The sequence below is a fragment of the Streptomyces albiaxialis genome (assembly GCF_039530985.1).
Taxonomy (GTDB): domain Bacteria; phylum Actinomycetota; class Actinomycetes; order Streptomycetales; family Streptomycetaceae; genus Streptomyces; species Streptomyces albiaxialis.
In genome coordinates, this window is record NZ_BAAAPE010000013.1 from 790,731 (window position 1) to 811,076 (window position 20,346).

The following is a 20,346-nucleotide window of genomic DNA, read 5'->3' on the forward strand; positions in this document are numbered from 1 at the left end:
TCTGGGGGATGACCCCCGCTCCCGCAGCCGAAATAATCAGGCTATGGCGGAAATCCTCCAACGCGCCGGGAGCTGGGCCTTCGACGGGGAGACGGTCCGGCTCGTCCCCGGCACCGACCGGAGCGTGCACCACCTGCGCAAGGCGCTCGGTGAAGTCGCCGTCCCGCTCCAGGCGGTGGCCGGTATCGCGTACGAGCCGGGCGGGAGAAAGGGAGGCAGGCTCCGGCTCCGGCTGCGCGACGGCGCGGACCCGCTCTCCCAGGTGGCCAGCGGCCGTCTGCCCGATGCCTCGGACCCGTATCAGCTCGCGGTCGAGAAGGACCGTACGGGCGTCGCCGAGTACGTCGTGGAGGAGGTGCGGAACGCGCTGCTGCTGGAGGAGGTGCCCGACACCCCCTGCGACCGCTATCTGCTGCCCGGCCCGTCCGTGCCGCTGACCGCCACCGGCACGGACGGCACGGTGACCTTCGACGGCGAGCGCATCCACATCGAGTGGAACTGGATCGCGGAGGAGAGCAAGACCTCCGGCGGCCCGCGCCGCCTCGCGCTCCAGGACCTCGCGGGCGTGGACTGGACCCCGGCCGCGGGCTGGGAGAACGGCAGCCTCCGCTTCCGTCCCCGCGGCACGCACCCCACGCTCAAGCCGCAGCACGACCCCAACTGCCTGCTGCTGTGGGGCGTGCGGCAGGCCCGCGAGACGGGTGGCTCCGTGCTGCTCGCCGCCGCCGTGGTCGCCCGGCTCCCCCATCCGCTCGCGCAGAGCGGCCAGGAGGAGCCGGCCGACGCCGTGCCGTCACCGCCGCCCGCACTGCTCAAGGGCGGCATCCCCGCTCCCGCGCCCGCCGAAGAGGCCGATCACGACGGCCTCCTGCGGCGGCTCCGCGAGCTGGGAGAGCTGCGCGCGAGCGGAGTGCTCACGGACGACGAGTTCAGGATGGCCAAGAAGGCGATCCTGGACCGTTTCTGACCGGGCCGCTTCCCGTCAGCGGCCGGCCGGCCCTCACTCGCCCGGCCACGGCACCTGCGGCGAGCGGTAGTAGTCCATGCCCAACTGGTCCCAGCGCGGCGCCTGCTGTGCCAGCCGCCCCTTGTACGCGTCCCAGTCGTGCGTGGCCCGCGGCGACCAGCCCAGCTCGGCGATGCCCGGGAGCCGGGGGAAGGTCATGTAGTCGAGGGGCTTGTTCTCGCCGAAGGTCTCCGACCACATGGGTGCCTCGACGCCCATCACCGAGTCGGCCGGGGCGCCCTCCAGATACGTCCCCGGGTCCCAGTCGTACGAGCGCTGCGCCTCGACGAACCCGGCCCACGAGAGGCCGTACGGCGTGTCCTTGGTGTACTTGTGGTCGATGTAGGCCCGGTCGGCGGGCGAGAGGATGAGCTTCGTGCCCTTCTTCGCGGCGTTCGCGACCTGGGCGCGCTCCTCGGCTGACGTGCCGTCGTAGCCCCAGTACTGGGCGATGGTGCCCTTGGCCGGGGACGCGGTGATCTGGTGCCAGCCGATGGCCTTCTTCCCGTACTTCGCGACGACCGGCTGCACCCGGTCCATGAACTTCACGAAGTCCTCGTGGCTCGTGGAGTGCGCCTCGTCGCCGCCGATGTGGAGGTACGGCCCGGGCGTCATCGCCGCCAGCTCGCGGATGACGTCGTCCACGAAGTCGTACGTACGCTCCAGCGGCACGCACAGCGAGCTGAAGCCGACCTCGGTGCCGGTGTAGAGCGGCGGGGCCTTGCCGTCGCAGTTCAGCTCGGCGTAGGAGGCGAGGGCCGCGTTGGTGTGGCCCGGCATGTCGATCTCGGGCACGACGGTCATGTGCCGGTCGGCGGCGTAGTCGAGGATCTCCTTGTAGTCGGCCTTGGTGTAGTAGCCGCCCTTGCCGCCGCCGACCTCGGTGCTGCCGCCGTACGTCGCCAGCTTCGGCCAGGAGTCGATGGCGATGCGCCAGCCCTGGTCGTCGGAGAGATGCAGGTGCAGCGTATTGATCTTGTAGAGGGCGAGCTGGTCGATCCAGCGCTTGACCTGGTCCTTCTCGAAGAAGTGCCGGGAGACGTCGAGCATCGCGGAGCGGTAGCCGTAGCGCGGCTTGTCGGTGATCGTGCCCCCGGCGAGCTGCCAGGGCCCGGGCCGCTCCGTCCGCGACTCGACCTCGGCGGGCAGGAGCTGCCGCAGGGTCTGTACGCCGTGGAAGAGGCCGGCCTTCTCGGGTGCCTTGATCACGGCGGCGCGCTTGCCGACCTCCAGCCGGTACCCCTCGTCGCCGAGCTTGGCGCCGCCCTCGCCCAGCCGGAGCTGGATGCCGTCCTTGCCGGGGCGGGTGGTGACGGGGAGGCGGTAGCCGGTGGACGGGCGGAGCAGCGCGGCCAGTTGCTCGCCGGTCGCCTGCGAGCCCTTGCTCACCCGGATGACGGTCTTCGCGGTGATCGTGTACGGCTCGCCCCCGGCGCGTACGGAAGCGGGCGCGGGGATGACCTGGTCCAGCGCCCTCGGCCCGCTGCCGGACGGAGCCCCGCTGTCGGTCGGAGCCCCGCTGCCGGACGGGGCGGAGTCTCCCCCGGTGTACGCGGAGGCGGCGGGAACGATGGTCACGGCGAGGAGCGAGGCGCAGATGAGGAGGAGCGGTCGGAATCTTCGCACGGAGTATCCCTTCGACGGGCCTGACGGGCCTGACGGGCCGATGCGGACCGGTGCCATGTCCCATGCCTCACGTGTCATGGGCCATGGGAATGACTGTTCGCATGGTGCACGCGAAGGCACCCGTGCCGGAAGAGGGCGGCGCGCCTGCGGGCTCGCGCCGCCCCCTCCTGGACCCGGAGTTCCTACGTCAGGCGCAGGACCCGGCCGGGGACCTGCGGGTCACCAGGTCCGTCTGGCCGCCCGTGCCGTCGATCCAGAGCACGCGCTTCCCCTCGTCGCCCGTCGCCGCGGTCTGCGTGCCGCGGTTGCAGGAGAGCCGTACGGGCTTCTCGCCGCCCCTGAACGGCACCTGGAAGAGCTTGCTCAGGTTCTCGTTGGCCCACTCCTGGCCGCCCTTGACGTCGATGTAGGTGACCGCCCTGTCGGTGGCCGTGAAGACCGTCGAGACCGGCGCGTACGGAGCGTCCGCCGGGATCACGTCCCTCACCTTCGGCCTGCCGCTCAGCGTGCCGGAGCGGATCGCGGTCTTCGCGCCCGCGGCCTGTGCGCGCTCGGTCCACAGGATCCGGTCGCCGGCCGTCTTCGTGTATCCGGCCAGCGGCGCCCTGTCGCCGTCCGTCTGCTTCGGCGGGTAGCGCACGGTGACCTTGCCGCGCTTGACGTCGTACGCGGTCGGCACGAAGACCGTGCCCTTCTCCGCCTTCCAGTACTCGGTCCACACGAGCGTGCCGTCGCGCAGGTCCACGCTCCACGCCTGGTGCCCGGCGGCCAGCTCGACCTTCTTCGCGGGCCTGCCCGCGCGCGAGAGGTAGACGTCGGAGACGCCGGTGGTCAGGTCGTAGCCGAGGAAGGCCACGTCACGGCCGTCGGCCACGATGTCCTGGGGCTGGACGGTGGTGGAGGAGAAGACGTTCCTCGGCTTCCCCTTGTCGAGGCGCCGGGTGAGCACGTCGTACGACTGGGCCCCGTCCCGTTCCCCGATCGCCATCCACGCCGCGTACGTCCCGTCGGTCGCCGGGAACTCGTGCCAGCGGCCGTCGTCGGGGCTCAGCCGCTTCGCCTCGCCGCCGCCCGTGGAACCGGTGTAGACGGAGGGCAGCTTCTCGCCGGTCGCGTCGGAGTTCGAGACGACGTACCGGCCGTCGCGGGCCGAGGGCGCGGCGAAGGTCGAGGTGATGTTCGGCAGCACGGTCTTCGAGTCGATGCCGAGGTGGTGTTCCCAGTCGCGGTGGATCATGTGGCCGTCGAAGGCGGCCGTCACCTTCTGGATGTCCTCCAGCGGGAGCCCCATCGCGTCGGCCGCCGCGACCATCGCGTTCCGCCCGTCCATGAAGCGGTCGAGCGGGGTCATGTACTCGGTGAGCGCCTTGTAGACCAGCTTGTCGGCGGTCGCCGGGTCGAGCTGCTCGCGGATGTCCCACAGGGCGCCGGAGTAGATCGTGGAGTTGAGGTGGACGCCGCCGGAGTCCTGGCCGACGGTGGCGCCTATGTAGTCGTCCATGGCGTTGCGCCCGTCGTTCAGATCGCGCAGGGCGCACTCTTTCGGCGTGCCCGTACGGCACAGGTCCTCGGCGAGCAGGCCCGCCTCGGGGTCGGACATGGGGGTGCCCTTGGCCTCGACGTCCATGGCGTTGCCGAAGTAGTCGGCTATCGCCTCGTTGATGGCGCCGGACTGGTTCATGTAGATCAGATTCGCGCTGCGCTCGATCACGCCGTGGGTCATCTCGTGCCCGGTGACGTCGAGCGCGGCGGCGAAGGAGTAGTAGTCGCCGCCACCGCCGTAGACCATCTTCTCGCCGTCCCAGAAGGCGTTGGCGAACGGCCGTCCGTTGGCCGTGACGTTGACGACGGAGGTCAGGGTGCCGCCCTTGCCGTCGATACCGTCGCGCCCGAGCCGCGACTTGTAGAAGTCGTACACCCGGGCGGAGTTGACGTGCGCGTTGACCGCCCCGGACTCGCCCGCCGAGGCCGGGTACTCGGCCGTCTTGTTCGGCACGGGGATCATGCCGTCCGGCATCTGCCCGAGGAACTCCCCGTAGTCCCGGCCCCCGGCGTCGTACGTGTCGACGCGCGCGCCGCGCGTCAGGTCCGACATCCGGTACGTGCCGTCGTCCTGCTTCGCCGCGTCGAAGGTCACCTTCGCGCCGCGTACGTCGGTCCCGGTGGCCTTCGCGGGCGTCTCCGCCTGCCGCGCGCTCTCGTGCTGGAGCGCGACGGCGCCGAGCCGGGCGTCGACGTACACCTCGCGGGCGACGGCCTCCCCGCCCGTGACGGCCCGTACGGTGTGGTGCCGCGCGAGCCGCCCCTTCTCTCCGGCCCCTCCGGCTCCTCCGGGCAGGACGACGAGCCCGTGGTCGCTCACCTCCGCCGCCGCCCGCTGCCGCGGGTCCTTGAGCGCCGTACGGGCGAGGGCCGCGCTCCGCTTCGCGGTGACGGTGGCCTTCGCGGGCGCGTCGAGCCGGGTGAAGTACGCCCCGCCCGCGCCGGTGACCTCGCGCTCGCCGCCCTTGCCCTTGAGGTGGACGAGGTAGTGGGCACCCAGCACGGGTATGCCGTGGTGCCGCTGCTGGAAGCGGACGGTGGAGCCCTCGGTGCCCAGCAGCGCGAGGTCCTTCTCGCCCGCCGCGACATGGAAGCGGTCCCGCTCCCCCGCGAGGTACGCGCGGGCGGCGTCCGCCGCGCTGCCGCCCGGAGCCGCGTCGGAGAGGCCGGTCACGAGGCGGGGCGCCGCCGTGCCCTGACCCGCGATCCGCTCGGGCACCGGGTCGGGCGGCGTGGCCGCGGCGTCGTCCGGCGGTCCGGCGAGCGCCTGCGGCGCCATCAGGGAAACGACGAGGGCCGCGGCGGCCCACGCCGCCACGGCCCTCGCTCTGCTGTGTCCCGGGGGACGTCTGGAACCTGACACGGGGCCTCCATGGAGGATGGATGGGACGCGTGCGTTGCCTGACGGCCCCACATCCTGGAGGGTCTAGACCTTTTGGTGAAGCCCGCGGACACGACTGAGGCGCCTCAGGTCCGGACCAGACCGAAAATGCACCCCGCGCTGACCCGAACTCACCGCAACCCGATCCGACCCTGCCCGGAATCGGGCAGATTTCTTGCGATCGGCGTCCCGACCCCGCAGTATCGATCCGTGCTCGAAGCCCGTACGCCCGTCCACGAGGACCTCATCGACCACCTGGTCCGCACCACGCCGCTCCAGCGCGGCGAGGCGGCCCGGGTCGTGCTCGACGTGCTGGCGTACTTCGACGAGACGACGACCGAGTTCGTCCGCCGCCGCCACCGCGAGATGCAGGCGAAGGGGCTGACGAACGCGGAGATCTTCGACCGCATCACGGAGGAGCTGCCGCATCGCGCCGTGGCGCCCCCGGAGCTCTCCCTGCGGCAGCTCCGCCGCATCGTCTACGGCTGACGGCCGGGCACCCACCAGCAGCGAACAGCGGCAGCAGCGACAACAGCGAAACCAGCGACAACAGCACCGACGGAGAGGCAGGCACGGGACAGCATGTGCGGAATCGTGGGATACATCGGGAAACGTGACACCGCACCTCTCCTCCTGGAGGGACTCCAGCGCCTGGAGTACCGGGGCTACGACTCGGCCGGTATCGCCATCCACGCGAGCGGGAAGACGACCCCGGGCCTCAAGACCGCCAAGACCAAGGGCCGCGTCCGCGACCTGGAGGACCGCCTCCCCAAGCGGTTCCAGGGCACGGCGGGCATCGCCCACACCCGCTGGGCCACCCACGGCGTCCCCAACGACGCCAACGCGCACCCGCACCTCGACGCCGCCGAACAGGTCGCCGTCGTCCACAACGGGATCATCGACAACGCCGCCGAGCTGCGCGCCAAGCTGGAGGCCGACGGCATCGCCCTCGCCTCGGACACCGACACCGAGGTACTCGCCCACCTCATCGGCCGCTCCGACGCCGAGACGCTGGAGGCCCGGGTCCAGGAGGCGCTGCGCCACATCGAGGGCACGTACGGCATCGCCGTGCTGCACGCCGACTTCCCCGACCGCATCGTCGTGGCCCGCAACGGCTCCCCGGTCGTCCTCGGCATAGGGGAGAAGGAGATGTTCGTCGCCTCGGACGTGGCGGCCCTCGTCTCGCACACCCGCCAGGTCGTCACCCTGGACGACGGCGAGATGGCCACCATCAAGGCGGGCGACTACCGCACCTACACGACCGAGGGCTCCCGCACCTCGTCCTCCCCCGAGACCGTCGAATACGCCGCCGAGTCCTACGACCTGGGCGGCCACGACACCTACATGCACAAGGAGATCGCCGAGCAGGCCGACGCCGTCGACCGCGTGCTGGCCGGGCGGATCGACGACCGGTTCGCCACCGTCCACCTCGGCGGCCTTAACCTCGACGCGCGCGAGGCCCGCGCCGTGCGCCGGGTGAAGATCCTCGGCTGCGGCACCTCGTACCACGCGGGCATGATCGGCGCCCAGATGATCGAGGAGCTGGCCCGCATCCCCGCGGACGCCGAGCCCGCCAGCGAGTTCCGCTACCGCAACCCGGTGGTGGACCCGGACACGCTGTACGTCGCCGTCTCCCAGTCCGGCGAGACGTACGACGCGCTCGCGGCCGTCCAGGAGCTGAAGCGCAAGGGCGCCCGGGTGCTCGGCGTGATCAACGTCGTGGGCTCGGCCATCGCCCGCGAGGCCGACGGCGGCGTGTACGTCCACGCGGGCCCGGAGGTCTGCGTCGTCTCCACCAAGTGCTTCACGAACACGGTCGTCGCCTTCGGCCTGCTCGCGCTGCACCTCGGCCGCATCCGCGACCTGTCGGTGAAGGACGGCAAGCGCATCATCGAGGGCCTGCGCAAGCTGCCGGGGCAGATCGCCGAGATCATGAAGCTGGAGCCGCAGATCGAGAAGCTGGCCCAGGAGTACGCCGAGGCCCGCTCGATGCTCTTCATCGGCCGGGTCCGCGGCTTCCCGGTCGCGCTGGAGGCCTCGCTCAAGCTCAAGGAGGTCTCGTACATCCACGCCGAGGCCTACCCGGCCTCCGAGCTGAAGCACGGCCCGCTCGCGCTCATCGAGCCCGCGATGCCGACCGTCGCGATCGTCCCGGACGACGATCTGCTGGAGAAGAACCGCGCGGCCCTGGAGGAGATCAAGGCCCGCAGCGGCCGCATCCTCGCCGTCGCGCACCAGGAGCAGGAGAAGGCCGACCGCACGATCGTCGTGCCGAAGAACGAGGACGAGCTGGACCCGATCCTCATGGGCATCCCGCTCCAGCTCCTCGCCTACCACACCGCACTGGCCCTCGGCCGGGACATCGACAAGCCCCGCAACCTGGCCAAGTCCGTGACCGTGGAGTGACGTTCGGGACGTGACGTCCCCACAGAACATGGGCGGGATCCCGCGCGGGCCACCAACCGCGCGGGATCCCGCCTCCCCTGTGCCGGCGTCGCCCATTACGCCGGCGGGTGAGCCGCCGTACGGGACCGTCACCTCCCGCCCGGCGGCACGCTGACTCTGTGCTTCCTGTATGCCCCTCACAAGCGCACAATCCACCCCTACGGCCGGGTAGGTTTATCGGCGGAGGGTGTGAACGGGGCGCTGCCCAGGGAGAGTTGACGCTGTCACGACAGATGCCAGGGGCAGCCGTCAGGGAACCACCACGACGGGCCGCTGCGCGCGCCGCGCCAGCCGCCCCGCGACCGAGCCGAAGATCCGGCCGACGAGCCCGTGGGTCGAGCCGACGACGATCGCGTCCGCCTCGTACTCCCTGCCGACCTCTTCCAGCTCGTGGCAGATGTCGCCGCCGCGCTCGACGAGGATCCAGGAGACCTCGGAGAGATGGTCGGCGCAGGCGAGCTCCAGCCCGAGCACCTCGGTGCGGTGGTCGGGGACGTCGACGAAGACGGGCGGCTCGCAGCCCGCCCACACGGTGGTGGGCAGCCGGTTGGCCACATGGACGATGATCAGGCCCGACCCCGAGCGGTACGCCATGCCGATGGCATAGGCCAGGGCCCGCTCGCTCGACATCGAACCGTCGAAGCCCACGACGACACCGTGCAGGAACGCGGGGTCGCAGGAGTGACGTGCCTCTTCCGCCGCCTCTGGCAGCGCCGTCGAATCGGCGACCTGCCTGCGGTCCGCTGGGTCAGGGATCTCGTGTCCAGCCATGTGTGTCTCGGCGAAGGGAGTCCTCTGTGCAGAGGGACGACGGACGGCTTGCTCTCTCTTCCGGCTCGCTTCGGGGTCTTCTCGGTGCCTCTGGGAATGACGACCGGGAATCGTCTTCCCAAGTCCCCTACCCCAAGGGTACGGCGGCACTCCCCACTTGCCCAGGGCATGAGAGGCGGTCACCGGACGCGCGCTGACCCCGGAGCATGCCTGAGCGCGGCGCGTATCGCAATGCCGCGTTACGCCCCTTACGCCCGCGAGAGGCCCTCAGCCGTACGGGTGCGCCGGGTGCCGCCGCATGGCCCACGCCCGCGTCAGGCCCCCTTGCGGCCCAGTGACCGGCACCTTCGGGGGGCGTTAGACACGGCGTGCCCGGCCCACCGCTCGCCCCCAGCGTTCCGTCCATCCCGACTACCGCACACACCGCACGTACGGCGTACGCCACACGGAGTGCACCCTCCGCACACACCCGGCCCACCCCCGGCCCCTCCTCCACCGGCGCCGCGCCCCGGCGCCGGGAGGCCGCCCCCTCGTCCGATCCGGTGGGCGACGTGGTGCGCTGGGCGGCCTTCAGCAGTGCGCTGGTCCCCGTGGTCCTGCTGGTGTGCGGCTCGTCCGTGGGGGGCGCGCTCGGCACGGCCGTGGGGCTCGCCGCCGTCACGACGGCCTGTCGTGCCCTCTTGCGCCAGTCGGAGCGCGGACAGGCACGGCTCGCCGGTGAGCAGGTCAGCCCGCACAGGGGCCGCCACAGCCGTACGGGAACCGGCGCCCACCGGGGCGGACGTCACCCGCACCAGCGAGGGGAAACAGCGCGCAGCCAGGCGTGACCATGCGTAGCTCGCGCCCCGGGGACCCCCTCTCATCACCGGCGTGCGCCCGCCGAGTGACCGGATCGCACAACTGATCCCCCGCGTTTTTCGGCCAACTTACGGCCGAGTCCCAGCCCTTGCCGCGCCCCTCCTCCAACCCCCTTGCCACCAGGGACGAAAGGAGCGCGACGCGGGTGTGCACCCTACGGTGACGGGGCAGAGAGGGCATGCGCACTTCCCAGCAGAGCCACAGAGTGAAACGCTTCGTGATCGAATGCTTCACGCCAAGTTGCCTTGTCGACATAGCGTCGGGTGCCGAACTTGCACCGCCACCCACATCCGACACAGTAGATTCGATCTTGGCTTTCGCTGCGGGGGAGAGCGGGGGAGATGTGCATGGACCGAGAGGAACACAACGATTGAGGGGGGCTTAGTTCCAATGAGCCAGGACTCCACGAACGGCCCAGTTGAGACGCGTAAGCTGGCCGCGCGCCGCCGGCGCGAGATCGTGGCGGTGTTGCTCTTCAGCGGTGGTCCCATCTTCGAGAGTTCCATCCCGCTCTCCGTCTTCGGAATCGACCGCCAGGACGCGGGAGTTCCCCGCTACCGGCTGCTGGTGTGCGCGGGTGAGGACGGACCGCTGCGTACGACGGGCGGGCTCCAGTTGAGCGCGCCGTTCGGACTCGAGGCGATCTCCCGTGCGGGCACGGTGGTCGTCCCCGCCTGGCGCTCCATCACCCAGCCGCCGCCGACCGCGGCGCTGGAGGCGCTCCGCCGCGCGCACGAGGAGGGGGCGCGCGTGATCGGACTGTGCACGGGCGCTTTCGTGCTCGCGGCGGCGGGCCTGCTCGACGGACGTCCCGCGACGACCCACTGGATGTACGCGCCGACGCTCGCCAAGCGTTACCCCGCGGTGCACGTCGATCCCCGTGAACTCTTCGTGGACGACGGCGACATCCTCACCTCGGCCGGAACGGCGGCGGGCATAGACCTGTGCCTGCACGTCGTCCGCACGGACCACGGCGCGGAGGCGGCGGGTGCCCTCGCCCGGCGCCTCGTCGTGCCGCCCCGGCGGGGCAACGGACAGGAGACCGGTGGCCACCCGCGCCACCTCGACCGCTCCTTACCAGAGGAGATCGGCGCCGACCCGCTCGCCGAGGTCGTCGCCTGGGCGCTGGAGCACCTGCATGAGCAGTTCGACGTCGAGACGCTCGCCGCGCGCGCGTACATGAGCCGTCGCACCTTCGACCGGCGCTTCCGCTCTCTTACTGGGAGCGCTCCACTGCAGTGGCTCATCACCCAGCGTGTGCTCCAGGCCCAGCGTCTGCTGGAGACCTCGGACTACTCGGTGGACGAGGTCGCGGGCCGGTGCGGTTTCCGCTCGCCCGTCGCGCTGCGCGGCCACTTCCGCCGCCAGCTCGGCGCCTCCCCCGCCGCCTACCGCGCGGCCTACCGCGCCAGGCGCCCGGAGGGTGACGACGGCGAGGACGCGGGGTCGCTGCGCCTGCCCGAGCAACACCCGGCCGGGACGCCGTACGCGGAGCCGGGCCCGGGCGGGTTCGCGGGCACCGCGGGGGCGGCGGGCGCACCGGGGGCACCGGGTGCCGCGAGCGCGATGGGCGGCGCCCGGGCCGAGACGGTGCGGGAGCAGCGGGATCCGCGCGGGGCACGCGATCCGCGTGATCACCGGGACCGCAGGGAGCACCGGGAGGGGCGCGAGCCACGGGATCACCGGGAGTACAGGGACGGGAGGGACGCCAGGGAAGTGCGGGACGTGAGGGACCGGGACCGGGACCAACGTCCGGAACCGGGCAAACCGGAATCGGACGTCTACGCCCCCAGGCTCCCGGGCCAGCGCGGGCGCGGTCAGGGCTGAGGATCCGGGGTCCCGTAGTGTGAGCCGCATGAACGATCGGATGGTGTGGATCGACTGCGAGATGACCGGGCTCTCGTTGTCCGAAGACGCGCTCGTCGAGGTGGCCGCGCTGGTCACGGACTCGGAGCTGAACGTGCTCGGTGACGGCGTGGACATCGTGATCCGCCCGCCCGCCAAGGCCCTGGCAGGCATGCCGGAGGTGGTGCGCGAGATGCACACCGCCTCCGGCCTGCTCGACGAGCTGGACGCCGGCACCACCCTGGCCGACGCGGAGGCCCGGGTCCTGGAGTACGTGCGCGAGTACGCCCCGGAGCCGGGCCGCGCCCCCCTGTGCGGCAACTCCGTCGGCACCGACCGCGGCTTCCTCGCCCGGGACATGGCGGAGCTGGAGGGGCACCTCCACTACCGCATCGTCGACGTCTCCTCGATCAAGGAGCTGGCCCGGCGCTGGTACCCGCGGGCGTACTACAACAGCCCGGAGAAGAACGGCAATCACCGCGCCCTCGCGGACATCCGCGAGTCGATCGCCGAGCTGCGGTACTACCGGGAGGCCGTCTTCGTGCCCCAGCCCGGCCCCGACTCGGACACCGCCAAGCGAATCGCCGCCCGGCACGTGCTCCCGCCTGCCGAGTAGCCACCGGAAACGTGTGAGCGAGCACCCTCCGAGACCCTGTACACTCGTGGAGGCCGATGCGGGGAGGAGTCCTTCGGGAAGCCTCCCTCAGCACGGGTCGTGGTGGTCGTAGCTCAGTTGGTAGAGCACCTGGTTGTGGTCCAGGATGTCGCGGGTTCAAGTCCCGTCGATCACCCTCGCAGCGAGGCCCCCGTTCCGGGAAGACCGGAGCGGGGGCCTCGTCGTTGTGCGGTGGCACTAGCGGCTGAGGTTGAAGACGCCGCTGCTCTGGGCGCTCGCCTCGCAGGAGTTCCGGTAGATGTGGGCGAAGATCCGGGCCGTGCTCTTCCAGAAGCCCTTGGCGACGACGGTCACGGGCTTGTCGACCATCGGGCACGCGAGCTGCTGGGCGGGCAGCATCGAGAACTGGCCTCCCGCGCGTTCCAGCAGGCGGCAGGCGTCCGCGGCGCGGGGATGAGTGCTCCCCGCGGTCGGCGAGCAGTTCAGCCGGGCCGAGGCGATGACCTTGCCCCCGGTGCCGACCCCCTCGTGCACCGTGATCTGGAATCTGCCGACGGAGCGCGCCTCGGCGGTGTCCTGCGAGGCGGCGGCCGGGGCGGTTGGGGCGACGGGGGTGGCGGTGGCGGGGGTGGCGGCGAGCAGGCCCGTACCGAGGGCCGCGGCGGCGAGGAGCGCGGGGGCGGCGAGGCGCCCGCGCGACGGGTTCAGTGAGGTTCTGTTCACAGAACCAGGCATTCCACACCTTTCGGGCAGAGTGGCTGGTTTCCCTCTATGGGGTGAGCGCGGATGCGGAGTGCGGGGTACCCACAGAGCCTGGGATTCCGGCTCCACGGCAGGAGGGCTCTCCCCATGCGCAGGAACACACCGGGCGGACAGGAACCGTACGACCCCTACGGACAGCCGTACGGACAGCAGCAGCCGTACGCACATGACCCGTACGCGCAGGATCCGTACGGGCAGGAGCCGTACGGGCAGGAGCCTCCGCGGCGGCCCCGGGTCTCCGCGGGGCGGCTGTGGGCGGGCGGCGTGGCCGTCGCGCTGGTGGCGGCGCTCGCCTCGGTGGTGGTGCTGCTGCTGGTGCGCGGGGTGCTGGGGTGGCCCGTCTTCGCGCCCGAGCGGGACGGCGCCCTGGTGGCCGCGACGGGCGGCTCGCTCGCGGCGGGCGCGGCCCTGGCGGCGCTGGCCGCGACCGCGCTGCTGCACCTGCTGATGGTGGCGACGCCGCAGCCCGAGCGGTTCCTCGCCTGGATCGTCGCGCTGGCCACGGCCGCCGTGATGCTGCAGCCCTTCACCTCGGACGCGTCGTGGGAGGCGAAGGCGGGGTCGGCGGTGGTCTACCTCGTGATCGGCATCGTCATCGGTTCGCTGCTGACGGCGGTCGGCCGCGGGGCCCGCAACGACGGCTGACCCCGCGGCCCGGTGTGCGTATCCGGTCTCAGAGCAGCCGTACGCCGTGCCGGGCGAGGTACCGGACGGGGTCGATGTCGGAGCCGTAACCGCGTTTGGCCCGCACCTCGAAGTGGAGGTGCGGGCCGGTGGAGCGTCCCGTGTTGCCGGAGCGGCCGAGCCAGGTGCCCGCCCTCACGGCCTTGCCGCGTTTCACCGCGATCGTCGAGAGGTGCGCGAAGAGGGTGTACTTCTTGTCGCTCATCCGGATCGTGACGGCCTTGCCGTAGTCGCCGGACCGTCCGGCGAAGACCACCGTGCCGGTGCCGACCGAGCGGACCGGCGTGCCGGTGGGGACGGCGAGGTCGATGCCGGTGTGGTGGCCGGCCGCCCAGTTGCCCTTGACGCCGTACGGCTGGGAGACGCGGGCCGCCTTGAGCACGGGCCGGGACCAGGCGCCGGGCGGGCCCGCGGGGGCCGCGGCGTCGTCACGCGTGGGGGTCGTCGGGCCGGCTGCCGCGGCCGGCGCGGCGAACCCTCCTATGAGCAGGGCTGCGGTCAGGGCTCCGCTCGCTATGCGGCGGTTCGCTGTCGCTGTACGAGCCATACCAGTGAAGCAAAGGGCACCGCGGGCCCCGCCGCACGTGGAGGCGACCGTCGGAGTGACGGGGGCCGGGCGTCCGACGGCGCGTCAGACCGACCCGCGGCACACCAGTTCCGTCGGCAGGACGCGGTGCAGCGGGTCGCCGTCCGCCGTCCCGTCCGCCCCCTCCGCGCCGGGCGGCGGCTCCGTCTTGCCGAGCAGTTCCAGCAGCATCCCGGCCATCTCCCGCCCGGTCTCCACTATCGGCTGGCGCACCGAGGTGAGCGGCGGGTCCATGTGCCGGGCCACGGCCGAGTCGTCGAAGCCGATCAGCGCCACGTCGTCCGGCACCCTCCGGCCCGCCTCGCGCAGGGCGATACGGGCGCCCGCCGCCATGACGTCCGAGGCGCAGAAGACGGCGTCGATCCCCGGGGCGCGCTCCAGCAGCACGCGCATCGCGGCGTGGCCGCCCTCCTCGGTGAAGTCCCCGTGCGCGACGAGGCGCTCCTCGGGCTCGCGGCCCGCGCCGCGCAGCGCGGAGCGGTACCCCTCCAGGCGGCACTGGGCCACGTACATGTCCGTGGACCCGGTGACGGTGGCGACCGTCGCGCGGCCGCGGGCGAGGAGGTGCTCCACGGCGGCGCGCGCCCCGCCGACGTTGTCGGAGTCGACGTACGGGACGGACTCGTCCGCCGAGCGGCGGCCGCCCAGCACGGCGGGCATGCCGCACTCCTCCAGCAGGTCGGGCAGCGGGTCGGCGGCGTGCAGGGAGACGAGCAGGACGCCGTCCACGCGGTGGGCGGAGGCGTACTGGGCGAACCGTTCCCTCTCGCGCTCGTTGCGCACCAGCGTCAGCAGGAGCTGCATGTCCGTCTCGGCCAGCGCGTCGCCGACGCCGTGCAGTATCCCGGAGAAGTACGGCTCGGCGAAGAAGCGGGTCTCGGGCTCGGGGACGACGAGGGCTATCGCGTCGGTGGACCCGGCGGCGAGGGCGCGGGCCACCCGGTTGGGCACATAGCCGAGTTCGGCGACGGCCGCCTCGACCGCGGCGCGGGTACGGTCGCTGACCCGCGGCGAGCCGTTGACCACCCGGGAGACCGTGCCCCGGCCGACGCCCGCGCGGCGGGCCACCTGCTCCAGCGTGGGCCCGGGACGGCGTCCCCCGCCGCGGCCGTCGCGCGCTGCTGCCATCGATGCCTCCCCGTTGCTCGTCTTCCGGCGCCGTGCCGGCGGGATCATTGAACTACACGTGGATCCGGGCGAGTTGCCGTCCGATGTCTTGACACCTTCGCGGGACCGCCGGATGCTTTCGACTCATGGTGATGGGAGCGCTCCCAATGTACCCCCACATACATAACCCGAACGTTGGGAGAACGCAATGATGCGTATTCGCGGTACAACGTCCTTTTCTCTACCGCCTCGTAGGCGTCTTCTCGCCGCAGGAGTCGCGGTCGTGCTCGTCGCGGCGCCCCTCGCGGGCTGCGCCGACGACGGCGGCTCGTCCTCCGGCGCGGGAAGCGGCGGCGGCGAGGGGAAGACGACGGTCTCCGTCGGCGTCTTCGGCGTCTTCGGCTACAAGCAGGCGGGGCTCTACAAGGAGTACGAGAAGCTCCACCCCGACATCTCCATCAAGGAGAACTCCACCGAGCGCAACGAGGACTACTACCCGGCGCTGCTCAACCACCTCGCGGCGGGCAGCGGGCTGAGCGACATCCAGGGCGTCGAGATCGGGAACATCAACGAATTAGCGACCGTCCAGTCCGACAAGTTCGTCGACCTCGGCAAGGCCAAGGGCGTGCGCAAGGGCGACTTCCTCGACTGGAAGTGGGACCAGGCCAAGGCGGAGGACGGCAAGATCATCGGGCTCGGCACCGACACGGGGCCGATGGCGATCTGCTACCGCAAGGACCTCTTCGAGAAGGCCGGTCTGCCGACCGACCGCGAGAAGGTCGGCAAGCTGTGGGCCGGCGACTGGTCGAAGTACGTCGAGACCGGCGAGAAGTACACGGACAAGGCCCCCAAGGGCACCGCCTTCACCGACAGCGCCGCCGGGCTCTACAACGGCGCCCTCGCCAGCCACACCAAGCAGTACTACGACGAGGACGGCACGCTCGTCTACAAGAAGAGCAAGGGCGTCAAGGAGTCCTGGGACCTGGCGATGCGCGCGGTCGAGGGCAAGATGACGGCCAAGCTCAAGCAGTTCGACAAGTCCTGGGACCAGGCGTACGCGAACGGCTCGTTCGCCAGCGTCATCTGCCCGTCCTGGATGCTCGCCTACATCCAGGAGAAGGCCGGCAAGGCGGGCAAGGGCAAGTGGGACGTGGCCGCGGCGCCCGAACCGGCCAACTGGGGCGGCTCGTTCCTCACCGTCCCGGAGAAGGCGAAGAACCGGGACGAGGCGATCAAGCTCGCGACCTGGCTGACGGCACCGGAACAGCAGGCCAAGGTCTTCGAGAAGATGGGCAACCTCCCCAGTTCCCAGCCCGCGCTCGACCTCCCGCAGGTCTCCGGCGCCGAGCACGCCTACTTCGACGGGGCGCCCATCGGGAAGATCTTCTCCGGCGCGGCCAAGGACGTGCCCGTCTCGATCCTGGGCCCCAAGGACCAGCTCATCAAGCAGCACATGAACGAGGTGGGGATCCTCCAGGTCGAACAGCAGGGCAAGTCGCCCGAGGAGGGCTGGGACGCGGCGGTGAAGAAGATCGATGACTCCGTCGAGGACTGAGACGACGGGGCCCCGGCCGCCCGTGGAGGACGGGCGGCCGGGAACGGCCCCCGGACGCGGGCGCCGGCGGGGCCCCCGGCGCGGACCGCGGGCGGCACGCGAGCCCGGCCCGCGGGCCCTGGCCCGGCGCAGCCGCCGCTACCGCCGGGACGCCAAGTGGAGCCCGTACGCGTTCATCGCGCCCTTCTTCCTCTTCTTCGCGGCCTTCGGGCTCTTCCCGCTGCTCTACACGGGCTGGGCCTCGCTGCACGCGGTCTCGCTGCACAGCCCGACCGAGATGGAGTGGGTGGGGCTGCGGAACTTCTCGCGGCTGCTGGAGGACGAGTTCTTCTGGAACGCGCTGCGCAACACCTTCACCATCGGCGTCCTCTCGACCGTGCCGCAGCTCGCGATGGCGCTGGGCCTGGCGCACCTGCTGCACTACCGGCTGCGGGGCAGTGCGTTCTTCCGGGTCGCGCTGCTCACCCCGTACGCCACGTCGGTGGCCGCGGCGACGCTCGTCTTCGCGCTGCTCTTCGGGCGCGACTACGGGATGATCAACTGGGCGCTCGGGCTCGTCGGCATCGACAACATCGACTGGGAGAACGGCACCTGGTCCTCGCAGATCGCGGTCTCCACCATCGTGGTCTGGCGCTGGACCGGCTACAACACGCTGATCTACCTCGCCGCGATGCAGGCCGTCCCCGATGACCTGTACGAGTCGGCGGCGCTCGACGGGGCCTCGCGCTGGCAGCAGTTCCGGCACGTGACCGTGCCCTCGCTGCGGCCGACGATCCTGTTCACCGTCGTCGTCTCCACGATCGGCGCGACCCAGCTCTTCGGCGAACCGCTGCTGTTCGGCGGCTCGCAGAACGGCGGGGGCTCGCACCAGTACCAGACCCTGGGCCTCTATCTGTACGAGCAGGGCTGGTTCAACTTCCATCTGGGCCGGGCCTCCGCGATCGCCTGGACCATGTTCCTGATCCTGATCGTGATCGGCCTGCTCAACTGGCTGATCGCCCGACGGCTCCAGAAGAGCCACTGAGGGGTCCGCCGTGCCGCACGTGAAGCGCCGTACGTCCCGTACGTCCACACCCCGTATGTCCCGTACGTCCACGTCCCGCCTGCGCGCGGGCCCGTTCGCCTACGCCGTCCTGGTCCTCGTCACTCTCGGCTCGCTCTTCCCGCTCGTATGGACCGCGATCGCCGCGTCCCGCGACAACGAGCGGCTGGCCGAGACCCCGCCGCCCTTCTGGTTCGGCGGCAACCTCTTCGCGAACATGAGCACCGCCTGGAACGACGCCAACATGGGCAAGGCCCTGCTCAACACCACGCTGGTGGCGGGGACGGTCGCGGCGAGCACCGTGCTCTTCGCGACGCTCGCCGGGTTCGCCTTCGCCAAGCTCCGCTTCCGCGCGAAGAACACCCTGCTGCTGCTGGTGATCGGCACGATGATGGTGCCGCCGCAGCTCAGCGTCGTCCCGCTGTTCATGGCCGTCGCGAAGCTGGAGTGGACCAATCAGCTCCAGGCCGTGATCCTGCCGATGATGGTGAGCGCCTTCGGCGTCTTCTTCATGCGGCAGTACCTGACGGCCGCCCTGCCCACCGAACTCGTCGAGGCCGCGCGGGTGGACGGGGCGCACAGCCTGCGCGTCGTCTGGCACGTGGTCTTCCCCGCGGCCCGGCCCGCGATGGCCGTCCTGGGCATGCTCACCTTCGTGATGGCCTGGAACGAGTTCTTCTGGCCGATCATCGCGCTCACCCAGGACAACCCGACCGTGCAGGTGGCCCTGACGGGACTCGGTAAGGGCTACATCCCGGACGAGTCCGTGATCATGGCGGGCGCGCTGCTGGGCACGCTGCCGCTGCTGCTCGCGTTCACCGTCTTCGGCAAGCAGATCGTCGGCGGCATCATGCAGGGCGCCGTCAAGGGCTGACCCCTCCTCCTTCTTCCCTCTCACCCCCTACGGCACTTCGGGAGCGCTTCCATGCCGACGCACAGCACAGCCTCGCCCGTACGGCGCCACTTCCCCGCGGACTTCCTCTGGGGCACGGCCACCGCCGCGCACCAGGTCGAGGGCGCGCGGGGAGAGGCCCGCCGGGCGCCCTCGATCTGGGACACCTTCGCGCGCGTCCCCGGCAAGGTCCACCAGGGCGACACCGGCGACCGCGCCTGCGAGCACCACCAGCGGTTCCGCGAGGACGTCGCACTGATGGCCGAACTCGGCGTCGGGGCCTACCGGTTCTCCGTCTCCTGGCCCCGCGTCCAGCCGACCGGCGCGGGCCCCGCCGTCCAGCGCGGGCTCGATTTCTACCGGGCACTCACCGACGAGCTGCTCGACAAGGGCATCCAGCCCTTCCTCACGCTCTACCACTGGGACCTGCCGCAGGAGCTGGAGGACGCCGGGGGCTGGCCCGCGCGGAACACCGCCGAGCGCTTCGCCGAGTACGCCCGCCTCGTCGCCGAGGCCCTCGGCGACCGCGTCGAGCACTGGACGACGCTCAACGAGCCCTGGTGCAGCGCCTTCCTCGGCTACGGCTCGGGCGTCCACGCCCCCGGCCGCACCGACCCGGTGGCGGCGCTGCGCGCGGCCCACCACCTCAACCTCGGGCACGGGCTCGCCGCCCAGGCCCTGCGCGCCGCGCTGCCCTCCCGGGCCCGGCTCATGGTCAGCCTCAACCCCGCGGTCGTACGCCCGCGCACGGAGTCGGAGGCCGACCGGGAGGCGGCCCGCCGCATCGACGCGCTGGCCACCCGGGTCTTCACGGGGCCGATGCTGCACGGGCGTTACGACGAGGACCTGGTCGCCGACACGGCCTCGCTGACCGACTGGAGCTGTGTCCGCGACGGGGACATGGCCGCGATCCGGCAGCGCCTGGACGGGCTCGGGCTGAACTACTACACGCCGTCCCTGGTCTCCGCGGTCCCGGACGGCGCCGCGGGGGCCGAGCGCCACGACGGCCACGGAGAGAGCGAGCACTCCCCCTGGCCCGGCGCCGACCGCGTGGCCTTCCACCAGCCCCCGGGCCCGCGCACGGAGATGGGCTGGGCCGTGGACCCGACCGGCCTGACCGATCTGCTGCTGCGCTTCCACCGCGAGGCGCCGGGGACGCCGCTCTACGTCACGGAGAACGGCGCCGCCTACGAGGACAAGCCCGACGACCGGGGCCGGGTCCACGACCCCGAGCGGATCGCGTACCTGCGCGGCCACCTCGACGCCGTGCGCCACGCCCGCGAGGAGGGCGCCGACGTCCGCGGCTACTTCCTCTGGTCGCTGCTGGACAACTACGAGTGGGCGTACGGCTACAGCCGCCGGTTCGGCGCCGTCCACGTCGACTTCGACACGCAGGTCCGTACGCCCAAGTCGAGCGCCCGCTGGTACGGGCGGGTCGCGGAAAGCGGTCGTATCCCCGAGGAGGGCTGAGCGGGGGCCCGGGGGAACGACCTCGGGCGGGGCGCGGCGGTGGTGTGGGGGGAAGGAAGCCCGTCGCGCCCCCGCCCGGTGGCCGGGCCGGGGGTTCGGGGGTCACTCCCGGCCCTGGAGGGTGACGGTCCGGCGGCTGCTACCGGACCGTCACCTGG

Annotated in this window: 17 protein-coding genes and 1 tRNA gene; 12 read left to right on the forward strand and 6 right to left on the reverse strand. The window is 71.7% G+C overall.

Annotated elements, in window-relative coordinates:
• Positions 1-43 precede the first annotated feature (43 nt).
• Positions 44-967: a DUF4429 domain-containing protein gene (locus tag ABD343_RS27115; RefSeq protein ID WP_344531951.1), complete on the forward strand. Its 924-nt coding sequence runs from the start codon at positions 44-46 to the stop codon at positions 965-967.
• A gap of 33 nt (positions 968-1,000) precedes the next feature.
• On the opposite strand, the gene ABD343_RS27120 is transcribed toward ABD343_RS27115, so the two are convergent.
• Complete coding sequence (locus ABD343_RS27120; protein WP_425578279.1) at positions 1,001-2,632, reverse strand: beta-N-acetylhexosaminidase; 1,632 nt, start codon at positions 2,630-2,632, stop codon at positions 1,001-1,003.
• Between the two features lie 187 nt (positions 2,633-2,819).
• Complete coding sequence (locus ABD343_RS27125; protein ID WP_344531952.1) at positions 2,820-5,492, reverse strand: M4 family metallopeptidase; 2,673 nt, start codon at positions 5,490-5,492, stop codon at positions 2,820-2,822.
• 273 nt (positions 5,493-5,765) lie between these two features.
• On the opposite strand from ABD343_RS27125, the gene ABD343_RS27130 reads away from it, so the two are divergent.
• Both ABD343_RS27130 and glmS read left to right on the forward strand, forming a co-directional pair.
• Positions 5,766-6,044, forward strand: a complete 279-nt coding sequence (locus ABD343_RS27130) for a hypothetical protein (protein WP_344531953.1) — start codon at positions 5,766-5,768, stop codon at positions 6,042-6,044.
• A 93-nt stretch (positions 6,045-6,137) separates the two neighbouring features.
• The gene (gene glmS, locus ABD343_RS27135) at positions 6,138-7,961 is read left to right on the forward strand and encodes a glutamine--fructose-6-phosphate transaminase (isomerizing) (protein WP_344531954.1); all 1,824 of its coding nucleotides are present in this window, start codon (positions 6,138-6,140) and stop codon (positions 7,959-7,961) included.
• Positions 7,962-8,249: 288 nt separating this feature from the next.
• Here glmS and ABD343_RS27140 read toward each other — a convergent pair whose 3' ends face one another.
• Positions 8,250-8,771, reverse strand: a complete 522-nt coding sequence (locus ABD343_RS27140; RefSeq protein ID WP_344531955.1) for a universal stress protein — start codon at positions 8,769-8,771, stop codon at positions 8,250-8,252.
• 551 nt (positions 8,772-9,322) lie between these two features.
• Here ABD343_RS27140 and ABD343_RS27145 point away from each other — a divergent pair.
• From ABD343_RS27145 to ABD343_RS27160, 4 genes are all read left to right on the forward strand, one after another.
• A complete protein-coding gene (locus ABD343_RS27145; protein WP_344531956.1) occupies positions 9,323-9,598 on the forward strand; it encodes a hypothetical protein in 276 nt (91 codons plus the stop codon).
• A gap of 421 nt (positions 9,599-10,019) precedes the next feature.
• Positions 10,020-11,456 (forward strand): helix-turn-helix domain-containing protein, encoded by a 1,437-nt coding sequence (locus ABD343_RS27150; protein ID WP_344531957.1) that lies wholly within the window; start codon positions 10,020-10,022, stop codon positions 11,454-11,456.
• 28 nt (positions 11,457-11,484) lie between these two features.
• A complete protein-coding gene (orn, locus tag ABD343_RS27155) occupies positions 11,485-12,090 on the forward strand; it encodes an oligoribonuclease (protein WP_344531958.1) in 606 nt (201 codons plus the stop codon).
• A gap of 102 nt (positions 12,091-12,192) precedes the next feature.
• Positions 12,193-12,265 (forward strand) — tRNA-His (locus ABD343_RS27160).
• A 62-nt stretch (positions 12,266-12,327) separates the two neighbouring features.
• Here ABD343_RS27160 and ABD343_RS27165 read toward each other — a convergent pair.
• Complete coding sequence (locus tag ABD343_RS27165) at positions 12,328-12,813, reverse strand: SSI family serine proteinase inhibitor (protein WP_344531959.1); 486 nt, start codon at positions 12,811-12,813, stop codon at positions 12,328-12,330.
• A 126-nt stretch (positions 12,814-12,939) separates the two neighbouring features.
• On the opposite strand from ABD343_RS27165, the gene ABD343_RS27170 reads away from it, so the two are divergent.
• Positions 12,940-13,497: a DUF6069 family protein gene (locus ABD343_RS27170; RefSeq protein WP_344531960.1), complete on the forward strand. Its 558-nt coding sequence runs from the start codon at positions 12,940-12,942 to the stop codon at positions 13,495-13,497.
• Between the two features lie 28 nt (positions 13,498-13,525).
• Here ABD343_RS27170 and ABD343_RS27175 read toward each other — a convergent pair whose 3' ends face one another.
• Together ABD343_RS27175 and ABD343_RS27180 are read right to left on the reverse strand one after the other, a co-directional pair.
• Positions 13,526-14,083: a M23 family metallopeptidase gene (locus tag ABD343_RS27175; protein WP_344531961.1), complete on the reverse strand. Its 558-nt coding sequence runs from the start codon at positions 14,081-14,083 to the stop codon at positions 13,526-13,528.
• Between the two features lie 84 nt (positions 14,084-14,167).
• Positions 14,168-15,250, reverse strand: a complete 1,083-nt coding sequence (locus ABD343_RS27180; RefSeq protein WP_344531962.1) for a LacI family DNA-binding transcriptional regulator — start codon at positions 15,248-15,250, stop codon at positions 14,168-14,170.
• A gap of 190 nt (positions 15,251-15,440) precedes the next feature.
• Between ABD343_RS27180 and ABD343_RS27185 the strand changes: the two genes are divergently transcribed.
• Genes ABD343_RS27185 through ABD343_RS27200 form a run of 4 tightly spaced genes read left to right on the forward strand, consistent with a single transcriptional unit; the run spans position 15,441 to position 20,188 of the window.
• Positions 15,441-16,784, forward strand: coding sequence for an ABC transporter substrate-binding protein (locus ABD343_RS27185; RefSeq protein WP_344532264.1), 1,344 nt, complete (start codon positions 15,441-15,443; stop codon positions 16,782-16,784).
• Positions 16,765-17,808 carry a carbohydrate ABC transporter permease gene (locus ABD343_RS27190; protein ID WP_344531963.1) on the forward strand — a complete coding sequence of 348 codons (1,044 nt, stop codon included), beginning with the start codon at positions 16,765-16,767 and terminating at the stop codon, positions 17,806-17,808. Before ABD343_RS27185 ends, ABD343_RS27190 begins: the two co-directional genes overlap by 20 nt.
• Before the next feature lie 55 nt (positions 17,809-17,863).
• Positions 17,864-18,700 carry a carbohydrate ABC transporter permease gene (locus ABD343_RS27195; protein WP_344532265.1) on the forward strand — a complete coding sequence of 279 codons (837 nt, stop codon included), beginning with the start codon at positions 17,864-17,866 and terminating at the stop codon, positions 18,698-18,700.
• A gap of 51 nt (positions 18,701-18,751) precedes the next feature.
• Positions 18,752-20,188, forward strand: a complete 1,437-nt coding sequence (locus ABD343_RS27200) for a GH1 family beta-glucosidase (RefSeq protein WP_344531964.1) — start codon at positions 18,752-18,754, stop codon at positions 20,186-20,188.
• Positions 20,189-20,346: the final 158 nt, after the last annotated feature.

Excerpts from the sequence above, each read along its gene's own strand:
- ABD343_RS27195 (WP_344532265.1), top strand. The coding sequence starts at position 17,864 with ATGTCCCGTACGTCCACGTCCCGCCTGCGCGCGGGCCCGTTCGCCTAC.
- glmS (WP_344531954.1), top strand. The coding sequence starts at position 6,138 with ATGTGCGGAATCGTGGGATACATCGGGAAACGTGACACCGCACCTCTC.
- ABD343_RS27140 (WP_344531955.1), bottom strand. The coding sequence starts at position 8,771 with ATGGCTGGACACGAGATCCCTGACCCAGCGGACCGCAGGCAGGTCGCC.
- ABD343_RS27170 (WP_344531960.1), top strand. The coding sequence starts at position 12,940 with ATGCGCAGGAACACACCGGGCGGACAGGAACCGTACGACCCCTACGGA.
- ABD343_RS27190 (WP_344531963.1), top strand. The coding sequence starts at position 16,765 with ATGACTCCGTCGAGGACTGAGACGACGGGGCCCCGGCCGCCCGTGGAG.
- ABD343_RS27200 (WP_344531964.1), top strand. The coding sequence starts at position 18,752 with ATGCCGACGCACAGCACAGCCTCGCCCGTACGGCGCCACTTCCCCGCG.
- ABD343_RS27180 (WP_344531962.1), bottom strand. The coding sequence starts at position 15,250 with ATGGCAGCAGCGCGCGACGGCCGCGGCGGGGGACGCCGTCCCGGGCCC.
- ABD343_RS27185 (WP_344532264.1), top strand. The coding sequence starts at position 15,441 with ATGCGTATTCGCGGTACAACGTCCTTTTCTCTACCGCCTCGTAGGCGT.
- orn (WP_344531958.1), top strand. The coding sequence starts at position 11,485 with ATGAACGATCGGATGGTGTGGATCGACTGCGAGATGACCGGGCTCTCG.
- ABD343_RS27115 (WP_344531951.1), top strand. The coding sequence starts at position 44 with ATGGCGGAAATCCTCCAACGCGCCGGGAGCTGGGCCTTCGACGGGGAG.
- ABD343_RS27175 (WP_344531961.1), bottom strand. The coding sequence starts at position 14,083 with ATGGCTCGTACAGCGACAGCGAACCGCCGCATAGCGAGCGGAGCCCTG.
- ABD343_RS27150 (WP_344531957.1), top strand. The coding sequence starts at position 10,020 with ATGAGCCAGGACTCCACGAACGGCCCAGTTGAGACGCGTAAGCTGGCC.